20 protein-coding genes and 1 riboswitch are annotated in these 25,559 nt (G+C 60.8%); of the genes, 16 read left to right on the top strand and 4 right to left on the bottom strand.

Going from position 1 to position 25,559, the window contains the following annotated elements:
- The first annotated feature begins 38 nt into the window (after positions 1-38).
- Positions 39-1,373, top strand: coding sequence for an 8-oxoguanine deaminase (locus CFI11_RS16910; protein ID WP_371687443.1), 1,335 nt, complete (start codon positions 39-41; stop codon positions 1,371-1,373).
- On the opposite strand, the gene guaD is transcribed toward CFI11_RS16910, so the two are convergent.
- Positions 1,351-2,652: a guanine deaminase gene (gene guaD / locus CFI11_RS16905; protein WP_130408019.1), complete on the bottom strand. Its 1,302-nt coding sequence runs from the start codon at positions 2,650-2,652 to the stop codon at positions 1,351-1,353. The two genes, CFI11_RS16910 and guaD, sit on opposite strands and share 23 nt — an antisense overlap.
- A 132-nt stretch (positions 2,653-2,784) precedes the next feature.
- Between guaD and mgtE the strand changes: the two genes are divergently transcribed.
- The 9 genes from mgtE (at position 2,785) to hutU (ending at position 13,654) form a co-directional block, all read left to right on the top strand.
- Positions 2,785-4,176: a magnesium transporter gene (gene mgtE / locus CFI11_RS16900; protein WP_130408018.1), complete on the top strand. Its 1,392-nt coding sequence runs from the start codon at positions 2,785-2,787 to the stop codon at positions 4,174-4,176.
- On the top strand, positions 4,173-4,742 hold the full coding sequence (locus CFI11_RS16895; RefSeq protein WP_130408017.1) for a 5-formyltetrahydrofolate cyclo-ligase: 570 nt from the start codon (positions 4,173-4,175) through the stop codon (positions 4,740-4,742). Before mgtE ends, CFI11_RS16895 begins: the two co-directional genes overlap by 4 nt.
- Before the next feature lie 79 nt (positions 4,743-4,821).
- Positions 4,822-5,634: a TIGR00282 family metallophosphoesterase gene (locus CFI11_RS16890; RefSeq protein WP_130408016.1), complete on the top strand. Its 813-nt coding sequence runs from the start codon at positions 4,822-4,824 to the stop codon at positions 5,632-5,634.
- On the top strand, positions 5,631-6,572 hold the full coding sequence (locus CFI11_RS16885) for a DMT family transporter (protein ID WP_130408015.1): 942 nt from the start codon (positions 5,631-5,633) through the stop codon (positions 6,570-6,572). Before CFI11_RS16890 ends, CFI11_RS16885 begins: the two co-directional genes overlap by 4 nt.
- Before the next feature lie 22 nt (positions 6,573-6,594).
- Entirely contained in the window at positions 6,595-8,373 is a 1,779-nt protein-coding gene (locus CFI11_RS16880) for an SLC13 family permease (protein ID WP_130408014.1), read from the top strand.
- 85 nt (positions 8,374-8,458) lie between these two features.
- Positions 8,459-9,649, top strand: coding sequence for an imidazolonepropionase (gene hutI / locus CFI11_RS16875; protein ID WP_130408012.1), 1,191 nt, complete (start codon positions 8,459-8,461; stop codon positions 9,647-9,649).
- Positions 9,646-11,151: a histidine ammonia-lyase gene (gene hutH, locus CFI11_RS16870; RefSeq protein WP_130408010.1), complete on the top strand. Its 1,506-nt coding sequence runs from the start codon at positions 9,646-9,648 to the stop codon at positions 11,149-11,151. The genes hutI and hutH overlap by 4 nt, the downstream gene beginning before the upstream one ends.
- A complete protein-coding gene (gene hutG, locus CFI11_RS16865) occupies positions 11,148-11,945 on the top strand; it encodes an N-formylglutamate deformylase (RefSeq protein WP_130408008.1) in 798 nt (265 codons plus the stop codon). Before hutH ends, hutG begins: the two co-directional genes overlap by 4 nt.
- On the top strand, positions 11,942-13,654 hold the full coding sequence (gene hutU / locus CFI11_RS16860; protein ID WP_130408006.1) for a urocanate hydratase: 1,713 nt from the start codon (positions 11,942-11,944) through the stop codon (positions 13,652-13,654). The genes hutG and hutU overlap by 4 nt, the downstream gene beginning before the upstream one ends.
- Before the next feature lie 132 nt (positions 13,655-13,786).
- Here the strand turns inward: hutU and thiD are convergent, their stop codons facing one another.
- The 3 genes from thiD to CFI11_RS16845 all read right to left on the bottom strand — a co-directional run bounded on the left by thiD (position 13,787) and on the right by CFI11_RS16845 (position 17,957).
- The gene (thiD, locus tag CFI11_RS16855; protein ID WP_130408004.1) at positions 13,787-14,605 is read right to left on the bottom strand and encodes a bifunctional hydroxymethylpyrimidine kinase/phosphomethylpyrimidine kinase; all 819 of its coding nucleotides are present in this window, start codon (positions 14,603-14,605) and stop codon (positions 13,787-13,789) included.
- A gap of 309 nt (positions 14,606-14,914) precedes the next feature.
- Positions 14,915-15,006, bottom strand: a riboswitch (TPP riboswitch).
- Between the two features lie 51 nt (positions 15,007-15,057).
- Complete coding sequence (locus CFI11_RS16850) at positions 15,058-16,248, bottom strand: serine hydrolase (protein WP_130408002.1); 1,191 nt, start codon at positions 16,246-16,248, stop codon at positions 15,058-15,060.
- Between the two features lie 65 nt (positions 16,249-16,313).
- Positions 16,314-17,957, bottom strand: coding sequence for an NAD(P)/FAD-dependent oxidoreductase (locus tag CFI11_RS16845; protein ID WP_130408000.1), 1,644 nt, complete (start codon positions 17,955-17,957; stop codon positions 16,314-16,316).
- A gap of 277 nt (positions 17,958-18,234) precedes the next feature.
- Between CFI11_RS16845 and CFI11_RS16840 the strand changes: the two genes are divergently transcribed.
- The 6 genes from CFI11_RS16840 (at position 18,235) to urtE (ending at position 25,539) form a co-directional block, all read left to right on the top strand.
- Complete coding sequence (locus tag CFI11_RS16840; RefSeq protein ID WP_130407998.1) at positions 18,235-19,131, top strand: helix-turn-helix domain-containing protein; 897 nt, start codon at positions 18,235-18,237, stop codon at positions 19,129-19,131.
- A 309-nt stretch (positions 19,132-19,440) separates the two neighbouring features.
- The gene (gene urtA / locus CFI11_RS16835) at positions 19,441-20,715 is read left to right on the top strand and encodes an urea ABC transporter substrate-binding protein (protein WP_130407996.1); all 1,275 of its coding nucleotides are present in this window, start codon (positions 19,441-19,443) and stop codon (positions 20,713-20,715) included.
- A gap of 68 nt (positions 20,716-20,783) precedes the next feature.
- Positions 20,784-22,742 (top strand): urea ABC transporter permease subunit UrtB, encoded by a 1,959-nt coding sequence (gene urtB, locus CFI11_RS16830; protein ID WP_130407994.1) that lies wholly within the window; start codon positions 20,784-20,786, stop codon positions 22,740-22,742.
- A gap of 130 nt (positions 22,743-22,872) precedes the next feature.
- The gene (gene urtC / locus CFI11_RS16825; RefSeq protein ID WP_254449102.1) at positions 22,873-24,105 is read left to right on the top strand and encodes an urea ABC transporter permease subunit UrtC; all 1,233 of its coding nucleotides are present in this window, start codon (positions 22,873-22,875) and stop codon (positions 24,103-24,105) included.
- Positions 24,102-24,842, top strand: coding sequence for an urea ABC transporter ATP-binding protein UrtD (urtD, locus tag CFI11_RS16820; protein WP_130407992.1), 741 nt, complete (start codon positions 24,102-24,104; stop codon positions 24,840-24,842). The genes urtC and urtD overlap by 4 nt, the downstream gene beginning before the upstream one ends.
- Positions 24,832-25,539, top strand: coding sequence for an urea ABC transporter ATP-binding subunit UrtE (urtE, locus tag CFI11_RS16815; RefSeq protein ID WP_130407990.1), 708 nt, complete (start codon positions 24,832-24,834; stop codon positions 25,537-25,539). Before urtD ends, urtE begins: the two co-directional genes overlap by 11 nt.
- The last annotated feature ends 20 nt before the right edge of the window (positions 25,540-25,559 follow it).

Below are 25,559 nucleotides of genomic sequence, written 5' to 3'. Positions count from 1 at the left end.
CGTTCCGGCCATCCGACAGTCCGGCTAGATCAAGGATCATGGATCTTTTCATTCGAAACGCCGATGTCGTTTTGACCATGGACGACACCCGCCGGGAGCTTCGCGGGGCGGATATCCGTGTTCGGGACGGGCAGATTATAGAGATCGGGCGCTTTCTCGACGGGGACGGGGATCAGATTGATGCGCGGGGCTGCGTGGTCACGCCCGGTCTGGTCAATACACATCACCACCTGTTCCAGACGCTGACGCGGGCCGTGCCCGGTGCTCAGGATGCGGCCCTTTTTGACTGGCTCAAGTGCCTTTACCCGATCTGGGCGCGCTTCGGGCCGGAAGAGATGCATGTCTCTGCTCTCACCGGGTTGGCCGAACTGGCCTTGTCGGGCTGCAGTCTGTCATCCGATCATCTCTACCTCTATCCAAACGGCGCCCGACTGGAAGACACGATCGAGGCTGCAAGCGAGATCGGACTGCGCTTTCATCCGACCCGGGGCGCGATGAGCATCGGCGAGAGCAAGGGGGGATTGCCCCCGGACATCCTCGTGGAACGCGAGGCCGATGTTCTGGAGGATATGATCCGGGTCGTCGACGGGTTCCATGATCCCGAGATTGGTTCGATGTGTCGTGTGGGCTTGGCGCCGTGTTCTCCGTTTTCCGTAAGCCGGGAGTTGATGCGGGATACGGCGCTGCTTGCCCGGGACAAGGGCGTCGCTCTGCACACGCATCTTGCGGAAAACGACGAGGATATCGCCTATTCAGAGGCCCGGTTCGGATGCCGCCCCGGGCAATATGCCGAAGAACTTGGCTGGACGGGGCCGGATGTCTGGCACGCCCATTGTGTAAAGCTAGATCCGCAGGAAATCAGGCTCTTTGCCGAGAGCGCAACCGGAGTGGCGCATTGTCCCTGCTCCAATTGCCGCCTGGGCAGCGGGGTTGCCCCTGTCAACGCGATGCGTGAGGCAGGTGTCAATGTCGGGTTGGGTGTTGACGGGTCCGCAAGCAATGACAGCGCGAACGTGCTTGAGGAGGCGCGACAAGCCATGTTCCTGCAAAGGGTGGTCCATGGCGGGGAAGCGTTCAAAGCACGCGCCGCTTTGGAGCTTGCCACCCGCGGCGGGGCCGAAGTGCTGGGCCGCGATGATTGCGGGCGCATCGAGGAAGGAGCGCGCGCCGATATCGCGATTTGGGACGTGACCGGAGTGGCGAGCGCCGGAAGCTGGGATCCCGCTGCCCTCGTTCTGGCGGGACCGCGCCAGGTGAAACACCTTGTCGTCGAGGGGCAACAGATCGTCTCCGAAGGGCGTTTGACCCGCGTTGATCTGCCCAGAGTGATCGAGCGGCATAACCGATTGCTCAAACGTCTTTTGGACGGGTGAGTGGCGTCCCACTGATCCAGACATCGGCAATGGCCCGATCATCGCCCATCATGATCGTCGGAAAGATCGCCTCCCAAAGATCGCCCGCACGCGCTGCCCGCTGTGCGATTGCGGGTGTTGATGCCAGATCGATCGCAATCAGATCGGCCTCCATCCCGACAGCGATCCGACCGATCCGATCGCCAAGATGCAGAGATTCGGCCGACCCGCAGGTCGCGAGCCAAAGCAGTTGGGCCGGATGCAGCGCGGTTCCGCGAAGCTGGGCGATTTCATAGGCCGCAGCCATGGTCCGGAGCATCGAAAACGACGACCCGCCGCCTGTATCAGTGGCCAGACCAATCCGCTGACCTTCGGCCATCAGTCCGGACATGTCGAAAAGACCGGAGCCGATGAAGCAGTTTGATGTGGGGCAATGGACAAGAGCCGCCCCGACCTCCCGAAGGCGGTCACGTTCGCGCGGCTCAAGGTGAATGGCATGGCCGTAAAGGCCGCGCGACCCGACAAGACCGAATTTTTCATAGGTGTCGAGATAGTCACGCGCGTCAGGAAAGAGGCTGCGCATCCAGGCGATCTCGTCCGTTTGCTCGCTCAGATGGGTTTGCATCAGGCAGTCCGGATGTTCCCGCCAGAGCGCGCCAAGCGCTTCGAGCTGTGCAGGCGTTGATGTGGGGGAAAAGCGCGGCGTGATGGCATAGCCGATCCGGCCTGTGTCGTGCCAGCGTTCTATGAGCGCCTTGCTGTCCTCATACGCGCTCTGCGCCGTATCGCAGAGCGCGTCGGGCGCGTTTCGGTCCATGCAGGTCTTCCCAGCGACCACACGCACCCCCAGCGCCTGGGCGGCCTCGAAGAACGCGGGCACACTGGCCGGCGATGACGTCGCAAAGCTGCACATCGTTGTGGTGCCGTTGGACAGGGCCAGATCAAGATAGCGCTGCGCAATCTCGGCGGCATATTCCGGATCGGAGAGCCGGATCTCTTCGGGGAAGGTGTAGGTGTTGAGCCAGTCGATCAGCCGCTTTCCCCAACTCGCGATGATTGCGGTCTGAGGATAATGCACATGCGCATCGACAAATCCCGGCAGGATGACCTTGCCCTTGTGGCGATCCAGTCGTGCGCGCGGATAAGAGGCGCGCAGCGTCTCTTCTGTTCCCAGCGCTGCGATGTGGCCGTCTTCGACCGCCACAGCATCGTGGATCCGGACAGCCTCTGCCGGGTCTGTCTGAAACGGGGACTGCATAAAGGAGAGAACGTGCCCCGTGATGATACGTGTGTCGGTCATGAGGATCATCCCTTGGTTTTGGCGGAGGCACATGGACTAAATAACTGACTTTCTTCTGGTAAATGACGTGAGGGTCATTGTGAACCGACATCCGCATCCTTTACGTTGCGGCCAGATCACGGGGGTCAGATCATGAGCGACGACACGAACGCCACTCAGAGCGAGCTTGCCATGGATGAACGGGGATACGAGCTGGACAGGAAAAATGTCGCGGCAATCCTCTATGCTGTTGACGTCGATGACCGTGACAAGCTGACGGAATTGATGGAGCCGCTGCACGCGGCGGACATTGCCGACCTTCTTGAACAGGTGAATGCCTTTGACCGCGCGCGCCTGATCAGGCTTTACGGGCGCGAGTTCGATGGTGAAATCCTGTCGGAACTCGATGAAAGCCTGCGGGAAGAGGTGATCGGCGTTCTGTCCCCGCAAGTGCTTGCCGACGCGGTGCGCGACCTCGACAGCGACGATGTTGTCGATCTTGTCGAAGATCTGGATGAGCCGCAGCAGGAAGCCATTCTGGAGGCGCTGGAAGATTCGGATCGGGCCGCTGTTGAGCAGGCCCTGTCTTACCCGGAATTCTCGGCCGGTCGTCTGATGCAGCGGGAGGTCGTCATGGCGCCCGAACATTGGACGGTAGGCGAGGCCATCGACTATCTGAGAGGCTCAGACCACCTGCCGGAACAGTTTTATCACATCGTTCTCGTCGATCCGCGCCTGCATCCCGTCGGCAATGTGACGCTGGGCCGGTTGATGGGGTCGGCGCGCGAGGTCAAGCTGACGTCCCTGATCGAAGACGTCTTCCAGTTGATCCCCGTTACCCAGGACGAAGGCGACGTTGCCTATGCCTTCAATCAGTACCACCTGATTTCCGCTCCGGTTGTTGACGAAGAAGGACGGCTTGTCGGCGTGATTACAATCGACGATGCCATGGCCGTGCTGGACGAAGAGCATGAGGAAGACATCCTGCGGCTTGCCGGTGTGGGCGAGGGGAGCCTTTCGGACAAGGTGATGGACACGACCAAGCGGCGGTTTCCATGGCTTGCGGTGAACCTCGTGACGTCGATCCTGGCCTCTTTGGTGATTGCGCAATTCGACCAGATCATCACGCAATTCGTGGCGCTGGCGGTGCTGATGCCGATCGTGGCGTCGATGGGCGGAAACGCGGGCACGCAATCGCTGACCGTGGCGGTGCGGGCGATCGCGACGAAAGACCTGACCGGGTCAAATGTCTGGCGGGTCATACGGCGCGAGGTTTTGGTTGGCCTTCTCAACGGTCTCATCTTTGCGGTGGTCATGGGGGTGGTCGGGCTGATCTGGTTCGGCTCTCCCTTGCTGGGATATGTGATCGCGGTGGCGATGGTGGTCAATCTGGTCGTTGCGGGCCTTGCCGGGACGGTCATTCCCGTGGGGCTTGAGAAACTTGGCGTTGACCCGGCGCTTGCCTCGGGCGCATTTGTCACCACGGTGACGGACGTGGTGGGCTTTTTCGCGTTTCTGGGCCTTGCCTCGGTCATGTTGCTATGAGCGACTTGGCAACGGCCAAGGTCGAGGCCCGCAAGCATGCATTTGCCCGACGCAAGGCGGCGTTTGAAACGGCAGGTCCCGGTGCGGCAGGCGCCTTGTCAGAGGTGTTGGCCGGCTATCGCGGGGTCCCGTTGTCCGGATATATGCCCATCAACAGCGAGATTGATCCGCGGCCCGCGATGGCCGAAGCGGCGGCGCACGGCCCGGTGGGGGTGCCGGTCATCCGCGGCAAGGGACAGCCGCTTGTGTTCTCGCGCTGGGAACCGGGATGCGACATGGTCGAAGGTCCATTCAAGGCGATGGTGCCTGCGCGGGAGGTTCTTTTTGAGCCGGAGATCCTGATCGTTCCGCTGGTGGCCTTTGATCGGCAGGGTGGACGGCTTGGCTATGGTGGAGGCTTTTATGATCGCACGCTTGAGGAATTGCGAACCAGGCGCGGCACGCTTGCAATCGGCTTTGCCTTTGCCGCCCAAGAGGCCGAAGACCTTCCGAAAGAGCCGACCGACCAAATGCTCGACATGATCGTCACCGAGCGGGGCGTGCTTGACCTTGCGCCGCTTCGCTGATGCCCAGCGGTGCTGTTCCGGGTGAAACTCCGACCTTGTGCCCCTTGTCGGCGGGGTGTCTCCGCCCTAAGACCCTCGCATGAAATGTCTTTTCCTGGGAGATGTGATGGGGCGCGCGGGGCGTGCGGCCATCTCGGAACACCTGCCGCGTTTGCGCAACGACTGGTCGCTCGACTTCGTGGTGGTAAATGGCGAAAACGCGACATCCGGCATGGGGCTGTCCGGCGATCATGCCAAGGCGTTGCTGGAGGCGGGCGCCGATTGCGTCACGCTTGGCGATCATGCCTTTGACCAAAAGGACATGTTGCAATTCATTGAAACGGAGCCCCGGATCATCCGTCCGCTCAACTTTGCAAAAGGGGCGCCGGGCAAGGGCTATCGTCTGTTTACGGCCCCGGGGGGGCGCAAGGTGCTGGTGCTGCAAGTGCTGGGCCAGGTGTTCATGAAGCGCCCCTTCGATGATCCGTTCTCCGCAATCGAACCGGTGCTGAAGGCGCATCCTCCGGGAGGGCAGGCGCAGGCCATCATCATGGACATCCATTGCGAAGCGACTTCCGAAAAAATGGCGCTGGGCCATTATTGTGACGGGCGTGTCAGCCTTGCCGTTGGAACCCACACCCATGTTCCCACCGCCGATGCGCAGATCCTGCCGCGCGGGACGGCCTATCTGACAGATGCCGGCATGTGCGGAGATTACAATTCAGTGATCGGCATGGACAAGGCGGAGCCGCTAAGACGTTTTGTGACCGGCATGCCGAAAGGGCGCTTTACCCCGGCCTTGGGCGAGGCCACGTTGTCAGGTGTCTATGTCGAAACCGATGACAGGACCGGCCTTGCCCAGAGGGTGCGCATGATCCGTATCGGCGGACGGCTTGAAGACGCCCGCCCATGACCCGGCAGGCCCTTGTCTTTTATACCGGCGTCCTTGTCCTTCTGGGGGCGGGGTGGGGGATCACCCAGCCGCTGTCGAAAATAGCTGTGAGCACGGGCTATCAGCATTTCGGGCTGATATTCTGGCAGTTGGTGATCGGATCCGTGCTTATGGCGGCGATCTCTGCCGTTCGCGGGAAGGGGGCGCCATTTCACCCCCGTGCGCTGAAAGTCTATGTCATCATCGCGTTGATCGGCACCGTGATCCCGAACTCCACATCGTTTCAGGCCATTGCGCATCTGCCCTCGGGGGTGGTGTCAATCTTGCTTTCGCTGATTCCGATGATCGCCTTTCCGATGGCCTTGGGGCTTGGGCTTGAGCGGTTCAACTGGCGGCGTTTCGCCGGTCTGATGGCGGGGCTTTCCGGTGTCATGCTTCTGGTTCTGCCCGAGGCGAGCCTGCCCGAAGCCGCGATGCTGGCCTGGATCCCTGTCGCATTGGTGGCGCCCTTCTTTTACGCGTTCGAGGGGAATTACGTGGCCAAGTGGGGTACCGAGGGGCTGGACCCGGTCCAGGTTCTCTTTGGCGCGTCCGTGATCGGCGCGCTGATCGCGCTCCCCCTGGCGCTTGGCAGCGGGCAGCTTTTCTCGCTCGCGATTGTCTGGACCGCGCCGGAATGGGCCTTGGCGGCGTCTTCCACGGTGCATGTCCTCGTCTACACGGGATACGTTTGGCTGGTGGGGCGTGCGGGTCCGGTTTTCGCGGTTCAGGTCAGCTATCTGGTGACGGGCTTTGGGGTCTGCTGGGCGATGCTGATACTGGGCGAAAGCTATTCGCCCTATATCTGGGCAGCGCTCGCCTTGGTGTTGTCCGGCGTCTTTCTTGTCCAGCCGCGTCAGCAAGACGCGCTTGCTGCCAAGGGCGCAATCGGCGACACTGCCAGCCGGGCCAAAGGATAGGACAGGCGGCGCACGGCGACATATGCAGTTTCTCCAATTCTCGGAAACGGGCAGTGCGATCGTCACGCTTTGCGTTGTCGCCGGCATGTTCGTTTTGTTCCTGCGCGAGGTTTTCCCAACCGAAGTGGTGGCCATCGCGGGCGTGTCCCTGATGCTGGTCCTCGGCGTGCTGCCCTACGAGGCCGCACTCGATGTTTTGTCCAACCCAGCGCCTTGGACCATCGCGGCGATGTTCATCATCATGGGGGGGCTGGTCCGAACGGGCGCCCTGGAGGCCTTCACCAGCCTGGCAGAGCGGCAGGCCAGCACCAATCCAAAGGTCGCCATCGGGCTTTTGATGCTTTTTGTCATCGGCGCATCCGCCGTCGTGTCGAACACGCCGGTTGTTGTCGTGATGATCCCCGTCTTTATCCAACTGGCCAAGGTTCTGGGCGTGTCGGCGAGCAAATTGCTGATCCCGCTGAGCTATGCGGCCATTCTTGGCGGCACGCTGACGCTGATCGGAACGTCCACCAACCTCTTGGTGGACGGCGTTGCGCGCACCCAGGGGCTTGAGCCGTTCTCGATCTTCGAGGTGACCCCGCTGGGCCTGATCCTGGTGACCTGGGGCATGATCTATCTGCGCTTCATCGGCCCGCGTCTTTTACCTGACCGTGACAGCATGGCCGATCTCTTGAGTGACAAGTCGCGGATGAAGTTCTTCACCGAGGCGGTCATTCCGCCCGAAAGCAATCTGATCGGGCGTGAGGTGACGGGCGTGCAATTGTTCAAACGCGAAGGCGTACGCCTGATCGACGTGATCCGGGGCGATGCCTCGTTGCGGCGCAACCTGAAAGGCGTGGCCCTACAGGTCGGGGACCGGGTCGTGCTGCGCACGCAGATGACCGAGCTCTTGAGCCTGCAGCGCGACAAGTCGCTGAAGCGGGTCGATCAGGTCTCGGCGGTTGAGACGTCGACGGTCGAGGTTCTGATCACGCCGGGCTGCAAGATGGTCGGCCGGTCGCTGGGATCGATGCGGCTGCGCCGTCGTTTCGGCGTCTATGTCATCGCGGCGCATCGTCGAAATCAGAATATCGGTCGGCAGCTTGACGATCTGATCGTGCGGGTCGGGGATACGCTGCTGCTGGAAGGCGCGCCGGCGGATATCCAGCGTCTGGCGACCGAGATGGATCTGGTCGACGTGTCCCAACCCTCGGCACGCGCCTTTCGGCGCAGCCACGCCCCTGTCGCCGTGGCGGCATTGCTGGGTATCGTGGGGCTCGCGGCGCTGGGTGTGGCGCCGATCCTATTCCTCGCGGTGCTGGCGGTTTCGCTGGTTCTGGTGACCCGCTGCATCGACGCGGATGAGGCGTTTTCCTTCGTGGACGGCCGCCTTCTCACGCTGATCTTTTCCATGCTCGCGATCGGAGCGGCGCTGGAAGCCTCGGGCGCGGTGAGGCTTATCGTGGAGGCCATCGCGCCATCCCTTGGCGTTCTGCCACCCTTCCTCATTGTATGGGCGATCTATTTGCTGACATCCGTGTTGACGGAGCTTGTTTCAAACAATGCCGTTGCCGTTGTTGTCACACCCATCGCCATCGGATTGGCGGGTGCCATCGGTATCGACCCTCGACCGCTGGTCGTTGCCGTGATGGTCGCGGCCTCCGCCAGCTTCGCCACGCCGATCGGATATCAGACCAATATGCTGGTCTATGGTCCCGGCGGATATCGGTTCACCGACTTTCTGCGCGCTGGCATTCCGCTGAACCTGAGCGTCGGGCTGCTGGCATCGGCGATCATCCCCTTCATCTGGCCGCTCTGACATCAACCGTCGCATGCCGTATTGACGAATTTTATATGTGCATACATATTAAGAATAACCCTGACATAATTCGATGAGCGTCCATATGACCCGCACTCTCCTCACGCAGGCGCGCATCGCCACGATGGTGGAGGGGGCGGGTCTGATCGACAGGGGGTGCATTGCCATTGAGGCGGGGCGCATCGTCTGGGTCGGGGCGGACGGCCCGGCGGAGTTTGAGCGTTGGCCGCAGGTGGATGTTGGCGGTCGGCTGGTGACGCCGGCATTGATTGACTGCCATACCCACCTTGTTCACGGCGGCCATCGCGCACCCGAATTCGAGATGCGATTGAACGGGGCGACCTATGCAGAGGTTGCCGAGGCGGGTGGCGGTATCCTGTCGACCGTCAAGGCAACCCGCGCTACCGACACGGATGCGCTGGTGCTGTCTGCACTGCCCCGGCTTGATGCGCTGATCGCCGAAGGGGTGGCCTGCCTTGAGGTGAAATCCGGATACGGGCTCGATATCGAAACGGAATTGCGGATGTTGCGCGCGGCCCGAAAGCTGGGCGCGCTCCGCGAGGTCCGTATCCGCACCAGCTTTCTGGGCGCACATGCAATACCCCCGGATTTCGCGGGTGATGCCGATGCCTATATCTCGCAAATCTGCCTGCCTGCCTTGCACGCGGCCCATGATGAAGGGCTTGTCGATGCGGTTGATGGATTTTGCGAGGGGATCGCGTTCACACCGAAACAGATTGGCCGCGTTTTCGACGCGGCCCGCGCGCTGGGCTTGCCGGTGAAGCTCCATGCCGAGCAATTGTCGCATCAGGGCGGCGCGGCGCTGGCAGCCGCATATCGGGCGTTGTCCGCGGATCACCTGGAATATGCCACTGCCGGGGATGCCCGCGCCATGGCCGATGCCGGGACCGTGGCGGTCTTGTTGCCCGGTGCGTTCTACACGCTCAAGGAAACCCAGCACCCACCGGTTAAGGCGTTTCGGGAACATGCCGTGCCCATGGCTCTCGCCACCGATTGCAATCCCGGCTCTTCCCCGCTGGCGTCGATTTTGCTCACGATGAACATGGGATGCACGCTCTTTGGTCTCACCCCGGATGAGGCGTTGTCGGGCGTCACCCGTGTTGCCGCGCGCGCGCTCGGTCTGACCGATTGCGGGGAACTGCGCGCGGGCCTGCGTGCCGATCTGGCCGTCTGGGATGTCGAAAGCCCCGCAGAACTTGCCTACCGGATCGGCTTTAATGCCTTGTCACAGCGCATCTTCGGAGGGGCCGTATGATCCTTACGCCTGGTCTGGTCACCTTGGACATGTTGGAGCGTGTGTACCGCGACGAGCTGGCGGTCCAGCTTGATCCCACGGCACGTCCGAGTGTCGAGGCGTCGGCCAAGACCGTTGCGTTACATGCCGCGGGCCAGGCTGCGATCTACGGTGTGAACACCGGTTTTGGAAAGCTGGCCAGCCGTAAGATCGCCGCGGGTGACACCGCAGCGTTGCAGCGCAATCTCGTCCTGTCGCATTGCTGCGGAGTGGGCGCCCCGCTGTCCCGTCGCCTGACCCGGTTGATGATGGGTCTCAAGCTGATCTCGCTGGGTCGCGGCGCGTCCGGTGTCCGATGGGAGATCTGCGCGCTGATCGAAAGGATGTTGGAGCGGGACGTGACGCCGGTCATTCCGCATCAGGGATCGGTCGGGGCATCCGGCGATCTGGCGCCCCTTGCACATATGGCGGCAGTCATGATCGGGGAGGGGCAGGCCTTTGTCGACGGGGTAGAGCTTTCCGGCGCGGAGGCACTGGCGCGAGTGGGCCTCGACCCGGTGGTTTTGGGCGCCAAGGAGGGGCTGGCGCTGATCAATGGCACGCAGTTTTCAACCGCCTGTGCGCTTGGTGGATATTTTGAAGCAGAGCGCCTTTTGCAATCGGGTCTCATCATCGCCGCGATGAGCACCGATGCCATCATGGGCTCGACCGCGCCTCTTTTGCCCGAAATTCATACACTGCGCGGCCACCAGGGGCAGATCGACGTCGCCGCCCGTATGCGCGCGCTGATGGACGGAAGCGAGATCCGGGAAAGCCATCGCGACGGCGACAGCCGGGTGCAGGACCCGTATTGCATCCGCTGCCACCCGCAGGTCGCGGGCGCGGCTTGGGATGTGATCCGCATGGCGGGGCGGACGTTGGAGGTGGAGGCGAACGCCGTTACAGACAACCCGCTGGTTCTGACCGAAAGCGGACGCATCGTATCGGGGGGCAATTTCCATGCCGAACCGGTTGGGTTTGCGGCCGACCAGATTGCCCTGGCACTGGCCGAGATCGGGGCGATCAGCCAACGGCGTGTCGCATTGATGGTCGATCCAACGCTCAGCCACGATCTTCCTCCGTTTCTGACACCCGATCCCGGTCTCAATTCCGGCTTTATGATTGCCGAGGTCACGACAGCGGCCTTGATGAGCGAGAACAAGCATCTGGCCAATCCTTGCGTCACCGACAGTACACCCACATCCGCCAATCAGGAGGATCACGTCAGCATGGCGGCCAATGGCGCGTTCCGCCTGATGCGGATGGTTGACAACCTTGCCTTGATAGAAGGGGTCGAACTGCTCTGCGCCAGCCAGGGGATCGAGGCGCGCGCTCCGCTTCAAACCTCTCCGCGGCTTTCGGCTGCCTTGGCGCGCGTCCGGCAAGAGATCCCGGCGCTGGATCGCGACCGCATCCTTGCGCCCGAGCTTGGACGGGCGGCCTCTCTCGTCAGGGATGACGCGCTTCTTGAGGCCGTGACATGATCGAGGTGACACGTGGAGGTGGCCCCCTGGTTCTGGGAATGCCGCATACCGGCCTTGAAGTGCCAGCGCCGATCTGGGCGCGGTTGAACGAACGGGGACAGGCGCTGGCAGACACCGATTGGCATATTGATCGGCTTTACGGTGGTTTGCGTGACGATGTGACGATCGTCCGCACCCAGATCCATCGCTATGTCGTCGATGTGAACCGGTCTCCCGAAGATGAAAGCCTCTATCCAGGTCAGAACACGACAGGTCTCTGCCCGCTGACGGATTTCGACGGGCTTTTGATCTATCGTGCCGGGCAGGAGCCGGATGCCGCTGAATGCGCCGAACGCTGTGCAACCTACCACCTGCCTTACCATTCCGCGCTTCTTGAAGAATTGGAGAGGGTACAGGCCCGGCACGGCATCGCGATCCTTTACGATTGCCACTCTATCCGGTCCAGAATTCCCTATCTCTTCGGCGGTGACTTGCCGGATCTGAACATCGGTACGAACCTGTCCACAAGTTGCTCCCCTTTGATCGAACGACAGGTTGCCGACCTCCGCAGGGCAGCGGCACCTGGGTACAGCACTGTGCTCAACGGTCGGTTCAAGGGCGGTTGGACCACCAGGCATTACGGTCGTCCCGAGCAGGGGCTTCACGCGGTTCAGATGGAGCTTGCCCAGCGCACCTATATGACCGAAACCGCGCCTTGGGCGTACGATCCGTCCAAGGCGTATGCGCTACGTCAGCATCTTTCCTTGATCTTGAATGCCTTAAGCGAGCTTGTTGAAACAGGAGCTTTGGAATGAGCCGGACACGTTTGAACCGACGCGATGTTTTTCCCGCAACTGGCCGTGATCTTACGGCAAAAAGCTGGCTGACCGAGGCGCCGATGCGGATGTTGATGAACAACCTGCATCCCGATGTCGCTGAAAACCCGCACGAATTGGTCGTCTATGGCGGGATCGGGCGGGCGGCGCGGAGCTGGGAGGATTTCGACCGGATCGTGGCCGCCCTCACCGATCTTGAGGAGGATGAGACACTTCTGGTCCAATCGGGCAAACCGGTCGGCGTTTTTCGGACCCATGCGGATGCGCCGCGCGTGCTGATCGCCAACAGCAATCTGGTGCCGCATTGGGCGACCTGGGATCATTTCAACGCGCTCGACCGGCAGGGGTTGGCCATGTATGGCCAGATGACGGCGGGGTCCTGGATTTACATTGGAACTCAAGGAATTGTTCAGGGCACCTATGAGACTTTTGCCGAGGCGGGGCGCCAGCATTACAACGGAGATCTGCGTGGCAAATGGATCCTGACCGGAGGGTTGGGCGGTATGGGTGGCGCGCAGCCATTGGCTGCTGTGATGGCCGGCGCCTGCTGTCTGGCGGTGGAATGCAATCCGGAAAGCATCGATTTTCGCCTGCGCACCAGGTACTTGGACGAGAAAGCGGAGACGCTGGACGAGGCATTGGACATGATCGGTCGCTGGACGGACGCGGGTGAAGCCAAATCCGTCGGTTTGCTGGGCAATGCCGCTGACGTCTTTCCCGAGTTGGTGCGCCGCATGAAAAATGGCGGGCAAAGACCTGATATCGTGACAGATCAGACAAGTGCGCATGATCCGTTGAATGGCTATCTTCCCAAGGGCTGGACCCTGGCAGAGTGGCGCGCGGGGCGGGAGAGTGACCCCAAGGCCGTTGAGGCGGCCGCACGGGCCAGCATGCGCGCGCATGTCGAAGCGATGGTGGCGTTCTGGAATGCCGGTGTGCCGACATTGGATTATGGCAACAACATCCGTCAGGTCGCGCTCGACGAAGGGTTGAAGGACGCGTTTGCCTTTCCGGGTTTTGTACCGGCCTATATTCGCCCGCTTTTCTGTCGCGGCGTGGGACCCTTTCGGTGGTGCGCGCTGTCAGGCGATCCCGAAGATATCTACAAAACCGACGCCAAGGTGAAGGAGATGATCCCGGATGACCCTCACCTGCACAAGTGGCTGGACATGGCGCGGGACCGGATCGCGTTTCAGGGTTTGCCCGCGCGCATATGCTGGGTCGGCCTTGGCCAACGTGACCGGCTGGGTCTTGCCTTTAACGAAATGGTGCGCAGCGGCGCGTTGAAGGCGCCGGTCGTGATCGGGCGCGACCACCTTGACAGCGGATCGGTGGCAAGTCCGAACCGCGAAACAGAGGCGATGAAAGACGGCAGTGATGCGGTCAGCGACTGGCCCTTGCTGAACGCGCTGCTGAACACGGCAAGCGGGGCCACATGGGTGTCGCTTCATCATGGCGGAGGTGTTGGCATGGGCTTCTCGCAGCACGCCGGCATGGTGATTTGCTGTGACGGCAGCGAAGCCGCTGATCGCCGGATCGCGCGGGTGCTGTGGAACGACCCCGCAACCGGCGTGATGCGACATGCTGATGCGGGATATGAGATCGCACGTGATTGTGCGCGTGAGCATCAGCTCAATCTTCCGGGCATCTTGCGACACCTTAAGGCAACGGAACGACGGCTCAAGTAAGCGCTCAAGTCGCCGGATAGCGGCAATCCCGCTGATGTGCGGGCTGTGTTCTTTGAGGGCCGCCACCGACCTTCTTGCGGCGCGGCCCAATGAAAGATCAGGGCAAATCGGCATGTCGGTACATCGCCAGCGTCATGTTGATGCCGCTGTCTGATCTGACCAGAGGGCATGAAAGTGGTGTGTGGGGCCGTTGCCCAGACCCACATCCAAAGCCGCGCTGGTCGCAATCGCGTCGGAGACATAGGCTTTGGCGCGCCGCGCGGCCTCGGGCACGGGATGTCCCTTGGCAAGCAGCGTCGCGAGGGCCGAAGCGAGGGTGCATCCGGTTCCGTGGGTGTTCTTGGTGTCGACGCGTGGGCCTTCCAGCCATTCCATGCGTTCGCGCAGCGCCAGCAGATCGGGGCAGTGTTTGTCCGACAAATGCCCCCCTTTCAGCAAAACCGTTTGCGCGCCAAGATCCAGCAATGCGCGCGCCTGATGTTCCATCTGCAATTGATTGCTGGCCTCGGCTTCCCCCAGAAGATCCGCCGCTTCCGGCAGGTTCGGTGTGAGGATCGTAGCCCGGGGAAGAAGGTGGTTGCGAAGGGCGGACACCGCGTTTTCGGCCAGCAACCTGTCCCCTGATTTGGCCACCATGACCGGATCGAGAACCAAGGGTGCGTCGAGACCCTGAAGGGCGTCGGCAACGGTTTCGATGATGCGCGCATCCCCCAGCATTCCAAGCTTCACGGCGTCGATCCTGATATCGGCGCAGAGCGCCTCGATCTGGTGCCGGACCATGTCGGGAGAGACCAGCTCAACCGCATGCACGGTCTGGGTATTCTGTGCTGTCAGTGCTGTAAGAGCCGCCATCGCATAACCGCCATTTGCTGAAATGGACTTGATGTCGGCCTGAATACCGGCGCCGCCAGACGGGTCGGATCCAGCAATGGACAAAACATTTGGGATCATGTGGTTTCCATTCCGATCTTTGGTCATGTGTGACGGGCGCAGAAGGGGGGCTGCGGGTACCGAAGAGGGCGGTGCGCGCCGGTTGCGACCACAGACGTGATGCCTTTTCGAAGGTCGATTGCGCGGTCACAGCATGCGCGGGCAACGACAATCATGTGGCCCTGAACGCATTGACAGGGCATTCGGGCAGGCCCGGCCCCGGTGTCCCGGCTTCTGAAATCATTGCGGCTTGCTGTCGTTTCGGTCATTCACGTCCCTTCTGTCACGGCGCAGAAGGGGGAAGTGGAGAATGCGGGGCATCAAAGCCCGCAGAACCGCTTCACGACTTCCTCCGCCAGCACGACCTGGTTCAGGTTCAAAGGGTGCGTCTCAGCCCGTGAGGGGCGCCCCTGTCGTGATCAAAGGGTTTCATTCCGCGCCCGCATCGTCAAGCGTAAACGGGCGCGTGATTGTCAGGCCGCCTTTGCGGCGCGAAGCTGCTCGTAAAAGGATGTCTCGAAGTCGAGGTATCCGGCAAAGGAAACGGGATCGCCAAAGGGCAGGATCTGCGTGGCCCAAAAACCGCCATACCCGTTTTGGCGGTCGATCCAGTAAAAGAGGTTTGCAAGACCGGCCCAGCCGATTGTGCCCGCCGGTCGGCCGGTCGGGGCCTCGTCATCATTCACCATGAAGCTCAAGGCCCATGATTTCGACAGTCCTGGAAAGAACTCAGCATCATGGGTCATGGCGGGGTTTGCGCTGTACATCATGCCGACCTTCAAATCGCCCAAATGGTTTTTGACGGCCATGTCGACGGTCTCAGGCTTTAGCACCTGGCCGTTCGGACCCCGCCCGTCGTTCAGCCACATCCGGATGAACTTCATGTAATCGTCGACCGTCCCGTACAGACCATGACCGCCCATATGCACTTCGGGATCGGATGGCAGCTCAAACGGCATAGGCGCTAACGTTCCGTCCTCGGCGCGGGTGTGCATTCCCGCCAGACGGGCGCGCAGAGGATCGGTGAGCTCAAATGTCATATCCTCGATGCCGAGCGGTTCGAAGATGCGGCTTTGAAAGACCTCTCCCAGCCGCTTTCCGGTGATCCTCTCTACGACCTGCCCGCACCAATCCATGTTCGAGCCATATTCCCAGCGCGCGCCTGGATCGAAGAGCAGGGGGGTCTTCAGCGCGGCCCTGGCGCCGCTGATCACGCTGGGCTGATCCTTTTCATCGGCCAGTCTTTTGTAGGTCTGGCTGAAAAAATCATAGCTCAGGCCGGCCGTATGCAGCATCAGCATCCGCGTCGTGATCTCGGTCTTTGGCGCGCGCAGGATGGGATTGCCTGAACTGTCGAAGCCCTCGATAACCTGAAGCTCCGCAATATCGGGTGCATAGGTGCTGGCTGGCGCGTCAAGATCAAGCGCGCCCTCTTCGACAAGTTGCAGGATCGCGGTTCCGGTTATGGCCTTTGTCGTAGAAAACAGGGCAAAGACCGTATCGGAGGTCATCTTTGCGTCCTGATCCATGCTTCGTTGTCCCGCGGCCCCCTCATAGACATTGCCGCTGGCATTCGTGAGCATGGCAACCACGCCCGGAACACCCGGTTCAGCCTCGACAAGCCCGTCCAGGATCTTGTCGGCTGTAGCTTTGAAATCTCTCATTGTCTTTTCCTCCCTTAATGATGCGTCGCGGCCTTCCCGCATCCGAAGATGCGGGAAGGCCGGTTTCAATGCATGGCAAAGCCGCGATAGCCGCTGGCGGCCACATCATCGCATTTTTCGTGATAGGCGCCGGTTCCACCCGTGTAGGACAGCACCCGGCGCGGCTTGCCCGGAACGTTCGATCCAACATACCAGGACCGGGTCTTGGAAATCAGGTTGGCGCCCGCTGTTTCGTCGTGATGCTGCACCCAGGCTTCCTCCGTTTCCGCCGTGGGCTCGATCACGGTTTTGCCGTTGGCGCGCACATGGCCGATGCAGTCCGCGATCCAGTGCGCCTGACGCTGCAGGCAAGTCGTCATGTTGCAAAGCGCGGCAGCGGGTGCGAGGGGCGCGCCGGTAAGGAACAGATTCGGATAGCCGTGGATCTGCAGGCCCATCGTGGTGCGGATATCACGGCTCCAGTCGTCCTTCACGTTCCGACCGTCCCGGCCCTGCATATCCATACGCGTCAGCGCTCCGGTGCCGGCATCAAACCCCGTGGCCAGGATGATGACGTCAAGCGCGTGCACCGTGCCGTCGGCCAGTTTCAGTCCTTCGGGGACAACAGCCTTGATCGGGTTCTCCTTCACGCTGACGGCCTCGACGTTGGGGCGTTGATAAACCTCCAGATACCCGCTTTCGAGCGGGACGCGATGTGTGCCGAAGCCGTAATCGGTGGGGATCAGCAGATCCCGCAGCCGGGCATCGGGCAGCCGCTCGCGCATCTTTTCGCGCACAAACTCCGATATCTCGGCATTGACCTCCTCGACAAAGAACATGTCCGCAAAGGAGGCCAGCCAAAGCTTGAGTGAGCCATCGGCATAGGTTTCTTCCAGAACCTCGCGACGCTTCTCGGGCGTAAGATCGGCCCATTCCTGTTCGAAATCGTATTCGAAGCCGGTAAAGGTCTTGGGGAGCGTTTCGCGCAATTCCTCGAACCGGTCCTTATACCCTGCAACCTCGGCGTCTCCGAATTTCGGGTTCTTCATCGGCAGAACGTATTGCGGCGTGCGCACGAACACCTTCAGCTGCGCAACCTCGCTTGCGATCGTCTGAATGACCTGAATGCCGGTCGCCCCGATGCCGACGACGCCCACGCGCTTGCCCGCCAGTTCGACCGGTTCCTTGGGCCAGCGGGAGGTGTGAAAGATCTCTCCCTGAAAGCTGTCCTGACCCGGAAAGGGCGCCGTGAGTGGGGCCGAGAGCATGCCGGTGCAGCTGATCAGGAATTGCGTTTCGATCTCTTCTCCGGCTGAGGTGCGCACCTGCCAGCGCTCTTTCTTTTCGTCCCAATGCGCGCTTTCGATGCGTGTGCTGAACTGGATGTCGCGGCGCAGATCGAGTTTGTCGGTCACGTAATGCATCCAGCGTTCGATCTCAGGCTGACCGGGGAAACGCTCGCTCCAGCTCCAGTCTTTGTAGAGATCTTCACAGAAGAGATATTGGTAGATGTAGGCTTCGGAATCGAAGCGTGCGCCGGGATACCGGTTCCAGTACCATGTGCCCCCCACATCCGATGCGGCATCGTAGGCCCGCACGTTCAGGCCTTGCTCGCGCAGCAGGTGCAGTTGGCACAGGCCCGCCACGCCCGCTCCGATTACCAGCGCATCTAGGTGCGTTTTGCCAGCCGCGCCATTCGAGGCTGCCGCTGCGGTCTCTGCTTGGTCCATGAGAGAAACCCTCCCTTGCTTGTCTCAGGGTCGGCCTGGGATCGTCCGGGCCATTGGGAGAGGTTAGGAACAGAAAGGCGCGATGGTCTTGAAGGCTCTGCGCATTTACTTGAACGATCCGGACACTGCGCGCTTTTCATCTTCACGGACCCTTTGCGGACTGGCAGGCAGGTCGGGATGACAGCGCAACCCGCCAAGGTTGCCCGAAGAGGCACTGCAGGTTACTTTGCATAATACCAGGGGGGAGGCGCACGGACTCCGGAGGGAGGAGTTGGCGATGGACGATCTCATCGCGCCTGAAGACCTGCCCGAATACGTTCCGGGTCAAGTCCTGCTCAGTTCCGATGATCAGGATTGGCGGGGCGTATCCCTGCGGACCTACCGCTATCAGGGGCAGGACGTCGAGATACCGCCTATGCGGGATTTCATGCTGGTCTCATATCGGACCGGCATCACGCCCATGCAGCGCAAGTTCGCAGGGAAATGGACGCAGACGGTGTGTGGGCCGGGGGCATTGTCCCTTCTGACCCGGTCCGAGGTGTCGCGGTGGACCTGGAGCGAGGATGTCGATGTTACCCATCTCTATCTGTCGGCGGATCTGGTTTCGGATGTCGCGATCGAGATGACGGGCAGGGCCGTCCACGATGTCTGTCTCGCGGATGTTCTGAACGCCGACGACCCGGTCGTTTCAAACGCCATAGCGGCCGTCGCGCGAGAGGCCGCGTCCAACGATATGGGGGGCGCCCTTTATGTGGAGGCGGTGGCACGGCAGGTCGTGATCCATCTTCTGCGCAATTATGCCGCCGTTCGGCTGGCCAAGCCCGGGCGCAATGCACAGTTCAGCCCCAGTCAGCGTCGCCGCATCGTCGAGTTCATCGCCGCCAATCTGCACGAGACGTTGCGGCTCGACACCATGGCCGAAGAGTTGAACCTGACACCTCACAGTTTTTCGCGACATTTCAAACGCAGCCTTGGGGCAACACCTTATTCTTACGTGATGCAGCAACGTCTTGAGAGGGCGCGGAGCTTGTTGGCCGGTTCTGCCAAGTCAGCCAAGGAAATTGCCGCTGCGTGCGGATTTTCCGATCAGGCCCACCTCACGCGCCTCTTTGCGCGTCAATTCGGCGTGACCCCCACCGCCTTTCGTCTGGGCCTCAACGATCGGGGACCATAAGGCTGCTACCGGCAAAGATTTGCCGCAACAGGATTTCGAAGCGCACATTTATTAAGCTGTTTTTCAGCCTTCGCCTGAAATGTTGGCGAGTGCCTCAATTTTCGTCAGCAGCTATTGGGTCCGACTCCCTTCATGCGGGAAAACGACATAACGAGACGGAGAGTTATCAAAAACTCGACAAAAGAACGTGCGACGGTGCCGGCCTAGGAAACCAAAACACCATCGCACGCCGCAAAAAATGCGTAAGCGGCATATGGGGATGCTATCTTCGTTAAGCAAGTCGCTGCGCATCGTAGGAGAGGAAGTACGATGTCCCGAAAACTGTTTAGCACAGCTGCCGCCTTTGTCCTGGCCGGAGCGATGCCCGCTTTGGCCGATTGCCCGGTGAAGGTCGGTGTCTTGCACTCCCTGTCAGGGACGATGGCCATCTCGGAAACAACGCTTAAAGACACGATGGAAATGCTGATTGAACAGCAAAACGCGGCTGGCGGCGTTTTGGGCTGCGAGATCGAGGCCGTTGTGGTGGATCCGGCATCTGACTGGCCGCTCTTTGCCGAAAAGGCGCGGGAGCTGCTGACGGTTCACGAGGTAAATGTTATTTTCGGCAATTGGACGTCTGTCTCGCGGAAATCCGTTCTGCCGGTGATTGAAGAGCTGAATGGTCTTCTGTTCTATCCGGTGCAATATGAAGGCGAGGAAAGCTCCAAAAACGTCTTTTACACCGGTGCTGCGCCCAATCAGCAGGCTATTCCCGCGACCGACTATTTCCTGGAAGAGCTGGAGGTCGAAAAGTTTGCGCTGCTCGGCACGGACTACGTTTATCCGCGCACGACAAACAACATCCTCGAATCCTACCTGAAATCGAAAGGCATCGCTGAAAGCGATATTTTCGTCAATTACACGCCTTTCGGACATTCCGACTGGTCCAAGATCGTGGCTGACGTGGTGACCCTGGGTGCCGACGGTAAAAAGGTGGGTGTGATCTCCACCATCAACGGCGATGCAAATGTGGGGTTCTATAAAGAGCTTGCCGCGGCTGGCATCTCTGCCGACGATATTCCCGTTGTGGCATTTTCCGTCGGTGAAGAGGAACTCTCCGGCCTCGACACGACCAACCTTGTCGGTCACCTGGCCGCCTGGAACTATTTTCAGTCCGCCGATACCGAGGCCAATGCCGAATGGGTCGAGGCCTGGAAGGCCCGGATGGGTGAAGAGCGCGTGACGAACGACCCCATGGAGGCGCATTATATCGGCTTCAACATGTGGGTGAACGCGGCGACCGCGGCCGGCACGACGGATGTCGATGCGGTGCGCACAGCGATGTATGGGCAGGAGTTTCCGAACCTGACCGGCGGTACGGCGGTCATGCTGCCCAACCATCACCTTGCCAAGCCGGTTCTGATTGGCGAGATCCAGGATGATGGACAATTCGACATCATCTCCCAAACCGAGGAAGTGCCGGGGGACGCTTGGACAGATTTCCTGCCGGAATCTGCCGTGCTGAAATCCGATTGGAAAGAGCTGGGCTGCGGCATGTACAACACCGCAACCAACACCTGCGTGCAGATCAAGTCGAACTACTGATCCCAACGAAACCGAAAGGGTCGGGGTGCTGCAAGGTGCCCCGATCACTTGCATAAGGACATATGCGAATGCGTCGTCTCGTCCGGCTGTGGCTGGGGTTCGTCCTGATGGTATTCGCCGGAGCGGCAGCGTCGGTCGCACAGGATACGGGCGCGCCGATCCAGATGCTTCTTCAGGAGCATCGCGAGATCATTGTCAAATCGTCCCGCAAAACAATCGGCCCCGCCATCAACGCCTTGGCCGAGAGCGGTCTGGAAGATGCGCAGGTTGTGCTGAACCGCTGGCAGAACAAGGACATGTGGGTCGACAAAGAGACCGGCCTTTTCGTCTTCGCCGAAAGAGGAGATGGAGACGACCTGCGGACATTCGATGTCGCCGGCGGGAAGGAAATCGGCACCGCGTCGCGGCGTGCTTACAAACAGCTCAAGCCGAATTCCGGCATTCGGGGGCTGATCGCGGCGGCCTTGGTTCAATTCCAGCTGACAGATCCTGAGCGGGCAACGCGCGTCACGGCCCTTAGAGCGATTGAAAGAGATGCCGAACCTTCTCATCTGACGGCCCTGAGAGGTGCGATTGATGCAGAAACCGATAGCGGCCTGAAAGCCCGTAAAATGCGGCTGGAGCGCCTTTTGACGATCCGGTTCGACGAGGATGAGACCGCACGTATTCAAGCGATCGAGAGTTTTTCCGGCGATCTGGGCGTTGATGTCCGCGCGGCGCTCAATCCGCTGGTTGCGACCCGGATCGAGGTTGCCGAGGCTGCACCCGATGATGCAGAAGCGCTGGTGATCGGCGCAGAGCTGTCACGGGATGCTGCTTATGCGATCCTGGTGCAGCGGGAGCTTGCACAGCCACGCATCCTTGCCGGAGCGGTGCGTGAGACGCTGATCGCCAATCTCGAGAACGGCGCCGTTGCGGGTATCGAGGTGGCGATGCTCGATACCGATGCGGCCCGTCTGAATGCGTATGAAATGTTGGTCCGCGATGGTCGCGCCGCCCCGTTCGTGAGCGACGATGACATCACGACGGCGCTGGATGCGGTTCAGTTCTACCGCGTCTACATCAACGCGCCGGTGGCCGTCGCTCTTGCAGCGCAGGCCGCGCTCGACCGGATCGAATTGCAGGTGACGCTGAACCAGGGAGCGGATCTGGCGCTCGATGCGCTGTCGCTGGCCTCGATCTACTTTCTGGCAGCCATCGGGCTTGCCATCACCTTTGGCGTGATGGGCGTGATCAACATGGCCCATGGCGAGTTCATCATGATGGGCGCCTATACCGGCTATGTCGTTCAGCTTTTCGTGCCGGATTATACCTTGTCGATCCTGCTGGCCATTCCATTGGCCTTTTTTGTCACGTTCTCGGCTGGCGTGGCGATGGAGCGTCTGGTCATTCGCTGGCTCTATCACCGCCCGCTTGAGACGCTCCTGGCCACATTCGGCGTCTCTATCGCCCTGCAGCAGCTTGCCAAGAACATCTTCGGCACCCAGGCCCGGCCTTTGACGGCGCCCGGCTGGCTCGACGGATCGCTGGTGATCAACGACATCGTGTCGATCAGCTATATCCGGATTGCGATTTTCGTAATGGCTTTGCTGTTTCTGGCGCTCTTCCTCTTCGTAATGAAACGGACGCGTCTGGGGCTTGAGGTGCGCGCCGTGACGCAGAACCCCCGTATGGCCGCGTCGATGGGGATCAACCCCGACAAGATCAACATGCTCACTTTTGGCTTCGGCTCAGGGATCGCGGGGATCGCAGGGGTGGCCATCGGGCTTTATGCCAAGGTGACGTCGGAAATGGGCAGCGATTACATCGTGCAAAGCTTCATGACGGTCGTGGTTGGCGGCGTCGGCAATATCTGGGGCACGCTTCTGGGGGCCACGCTGGTGGGCTCCTTGCAGAAGGTGATCGAATGGCTGAACCCGTCGAATACGCTGGCGGCGCAGACCTACATGATCCTGTTCATCATCCTTTTCATCCAGTTCCGGCCGCGCGGGATCATCGCGCTGCGCGGGCGGGCGGCGGAGGCATGAGGCCGATGTCGCGCCTTTGGCAGGCGTCGATGGGGGCCAGCCCCCGCGCCTGCGGCGCCCCCCCGGAGTTTTTCCGGCAAGATGAAGAGGGGGGTCGGGTATGAGCGATGCGACCGTGCGGGGACCTATGGTGCGCCGCTCTTTTGCCGCGCGTCATCCTTCTGTTCTGATCTTCATTGCCTGTCTGGCGGTCTTCACGCTTGGTGTGACGGTTCTGGCCGAAGGATTTGGCATCGGTGTGATCTCGACCTCCTTCGTCAAAACGCTGGGCAAGACGCTGTGCCTGTGCCTGGTGGCGCTCGCCATGGATCTGGTCTGGGGCTACACCGGCATCCTCAGCCTGGGTCACATGGCGTTCTTCGGCATCGGCGGCTACGCAATCGGCATGTGGCTGATGTATGCGCGCACGGAGATTATCGTGCGTGACAGCCTCTCTGCCGCGCCGCTTCCGCCCACCGCGCAGGAGATTTCCGATGGCATTGCCACGCAGATCTTCGGCGTTGTCGGTGCGTCCGAGTTTCCGCCAATCTGGGCCTTCGCGCATTCTCTGCCCCTTCAGCTTGCCGCGATTGTCTTGGTTCCCGGCCTGCTGGCGCTTGTGTTCGGATGGCTTGCCTTTCGCAGCCGCGTGACGGGCGTCTACCTGTCGATCCTGACACAGGCGATGACGCTGGCCCTGTCGCTTTACCTCTTTCAGAACGACAGCGGGTTGCGTGGCAACAATGGCCTTTCGGGTCTACAGAACCTGCCTGGACTTGGACATGTCCCCCAGTCCATCATCTCGATAGCCTTTTTGTGGGCGTCCGCTCTGGCCTTGGGACTTGGCTATGTTCTGTGTGCCTGGGTGGTCTCGGGCAAGTTCGGTTCGGTCATTCGGGCCATTCGCGACGATGAAGCCCGCGTGCGGTTTCTGGGATACTCGGTTGAGGCTTATAAGCTCTTCATTTTCACCTTCACCGCCGTGCTTTCAGGCATTGCCGGCGCGCTTTACTACCCACAGGCCGGCATCATCAACCCAGCCGAGATCGCGCCGATCGCGTCCATCTATCTGGCTGTCTGGGTGGCCATCGGAGGGCGTGGGCGCTTGTACGGTGCCGTGATCGGCGCGGCGTTCGTGTCGCTTTTGTCCACCTGGTTCACGGGAGGGCAGGCGCCGGACATCAATCTGGGCTTCTACCGGGTCCAATGGGTGGACTGGTGGACGGTCCTCTTGGGGCTTTCCTTCGTTGCGGTCACGCTCTTTGCGCCACGTGGGATCGGAGGTCTCCTCGATCTTCTTGCGCGGTCGCGTGGGTTCGATCCTCTTCGCGCGGAGGGCGGAATGGCGCGCGATACACGATCCGAACAGGCGGGTGATCGATGAGCACGCTTCTTGAGGTTTCCGGCGTTTCCGTCTCCTTCGACGGTTTCAAGGCGATCAACAACCTCACCTTCCAGATCGGCGAAGCGGAGATGCGGGCGGTGATCGGACCGAACGGTGCGGGCAAGACCACGTTCATGGATATCATCACTGGGAAAACGAAACCCGACGAAGGACGTGTGATCTGGGGTGAGAAGTCGATCTCTCTGCTGTCGTTGTCGGAAAGCCGGATCGCCCGGGAAGGCATCGGGCGGAAGTTTCAACGTCCCACCGTCTTTGAGGATCAGACCGTGTCTGAAAACCTGATGCTCGCTCTGAAAAAGGAGCGTGGTCCGCTTGCGGTCCTGCGCTTCCGCGCGTCTGCGCAGGATGCCGACGCGGTTGCGGATCTGGCCGAGCAAATCGGATTGCTTGCGCACCTGCATCGCAATGCCGGCGAGTTGAGCCATGGTCAAAAGCAGTGGCTTGAGATCGGCATGCTGCTTGGACAGGATCCGCGCCTTTTGCTGGTGGACGAGCCGGCGGCCGGCATGACGCCGGCGGAGCGTGAACACACCACCGAATTGCTGGTTGAGGCTGCACGGACGCGTGCGGTTGTCGTGGTCGAGCATGATATGGAATTCGTGAGGCGACTGGGCTGCAAGGTCACCGTTCTGCATGAGGGATCGGTGCTGGCCGAAGGCTCCCTGGACCATGTGACTGCGGATGAAAAAGTGATCGAGGTCTATCTTGGGCGGTAACCTTCTGAAGATCGAGGATTTGACCCTGCATTATGGCGGAAGTCAGATCCTGCACGGCATCTCGATGAATGCCGCGTTGGGAGAGGTCACCTGCGTGATGGGCACCAACGGGGTCGGCAAGACAAGCCTACTCAAGGCGCTGTCCGGCACGCATCCCAGAAGCGGCGGATCCTATCGTCTTGAAAACGAGGAGATCGGCAGAGCAAGCGCCCATGCGCTTGCGCAAAAAGGGGTCGCTTACGTTCCACAGGGGCGGGAGATATTCCCGTTTCTGACGGTGAAGGAGAACCTTGAAACGGGATATGCATGTCTGCCGCGCGATGAACGTGTCATCCCGGACGACATTTTCGAGCTGTTTCCCATTCTCAAGACCTTTTTTGGCCGAAGAGGGGGTGATTTGTCCGGCGGACAGCAACAGCAACTTGCGATCGCCCGCGCGTTGATAACACGCCCCCGGCTTCTTCTGCTCGACGAACCGACCGAGGGTATCCAGCCCAACATCATCAAACAGATCGGAGAGGTCATCCGATTGCTGCGCAACCGGGGAGACATGGCGATCATCCTGGTGGAGCAGTTCTTTGATTTTGCCTACGAGATCGGGGACCACTTCGTGGCACTCGAACGCGGGACTGTGAAACTGCGCGGACATGCCGACGAGTTGGATCGCGAGATGTTAAAGGCGGCGGTGTCGGTTTAGGGCGAAGACCCGATCAAATC

The organism is Thalassococcus sp. S3 (genome assembly GCF_004216475.1).
Classification (GTDB): Bacteria; Pseudomonadota; Alphaproteobacteria; order Rhodobacterales; family Rhodobacteraceae.
The sequence above is the reverse complement of the archived record's forward strand: the minus strand, read 5'-3'. Positions and strand labels throughout refer to the sequence as shown.

What these genes read in the sequence shown, in the direction of transcription:
- CFI11_RS16910 (WP_371687443.1), top strand. Translation starts at nt 39, where the DNA reads ATGGATCTTTTCATTCGAAACGCCGATGTCGTTTTGACCATGGACGAC.
- guaD (WP_130408019.1), bottom strand. Translation starts at nt 2,652, where the DNA reads ATGACCGACACACGTATCATCACGGGGCACGTTCTCTCCTTTATGCAG.
- mgtE (WP_130408018.1), top strand. Translation starts at nt 2,785, where the DNA reads ATGAGCGACGACACGAACGCCACTCAGAGCGAGCTTGCCATGGATGAA.
- CFI11_RS16895 (WP_130408017.1), top strand. Translation starts at nt 4,173, where the DNA reads ATGAGCGACTTGGCAACGGCCAAGGTCGAGGCCCGCAAGCATGCATTT.
- CFI11_RS16890 (WP_130408016.1), top strand. Translation starts at nt 4,822, where the DNA reads ATGAAATGTCTTTTCCTGGGAGATGTGATGGGGCGCGCGGGGCGTGCG.
- CFI11_RS16885 (WP_130408015.1), top strand. Translation starts at nt 5,631, where the DNA reads ATGACCCGGCAGGCCCTTGTCTTTTATACCGGCGTCCTTGTCCTTCTG.
- CFI11_RS16880 (WP_130408014.1), top strand. Translation starts at nt 6,595, where the DNA reads ATGCAGTTTCTCCAATTCTCGGAAACGGGCAGTGCGATCGTCACGCTT.
- hutI (WP_130408012.1), top strand. Translation starts at nt 8,459, where the DNA reads ATGACCCGCACTCTCCTCACGCAGGCGCGCATCGCCACGATGGTGGAG.
- hutH (WP_130408010.1), top strand. Translation starts at nt 9,646, where the DNA reads ATGATCCTTACGCCTGGTCTGGTCACCTTGGACATGTTGGAGCGTGTG.
- hutG (WP_130408008.1), top strand. Translation starts at nt 11,148, where the DNA reads ATGATCGAGGTGACACGTGGAGGTGGCCCCCTGGTTCTGGGAATGCCG.
- hutU (WP_130408006.1), top strand. Translation starts at nt 11,942, where the DNA reads ATGAGCCGGACACGTTTGAACCGACGCGATGTTTTTCCCGCAACTGGC.
- thiD (WP_130408004.1), bottom strand. Translation starts at nt 14,605, where the DNA reads ATGATCCCAAATGTTTTGTCCATTGCTGGATCCGACCCGTCTGGCGGC.
- CFI11_RS16850 (WP_130408002.1), bottom strand. Translation starts at nt 16,248, where the DNA reads ATGAGAGATTTCAAAGCTACAGCCGACAAGATCCTGGACGGGCTTGTC.
- CFI11_RS16845 (WP_130408000.1), bottom strand. Translation starts at nt 17,957, where the DNA reads ATGGACCAAGCAGAGACCGCAGCGGCAGCCTCGAATGGCGCGGCTGGC.
- CFI11_RS16840 (WP_130407998.1), top strand. Translation starts at nt 18,235, where the DNA reads ATGGACGATCTCATCGCGCCTGAAGACCTGCCCGAATACGTTCCGGGT.
- urtA (WP_130407996.1), top strand. Translation starts at nt 19,441, where the DNA reads ATGTCCCGAAAACTGTTTAGCACAGCTGCCGCCTTTGTCCTGGCCGGA.
- urtB (WP_130407994.1), top strand. Translation starts at nt 20,784, where the DNA reads ATGCGTCGTCTCGTCCGGCTGTGGCTGGGGTTCGTCCTGATGGTATTC.
- urtD (WP_130407992.1), top strand. Translation starts at nt 24,102, where the DNA reads ATGAGCACGCTTCTTGAGGTTTCCGGCGTTTCCGTCTCCTTCGACGGT.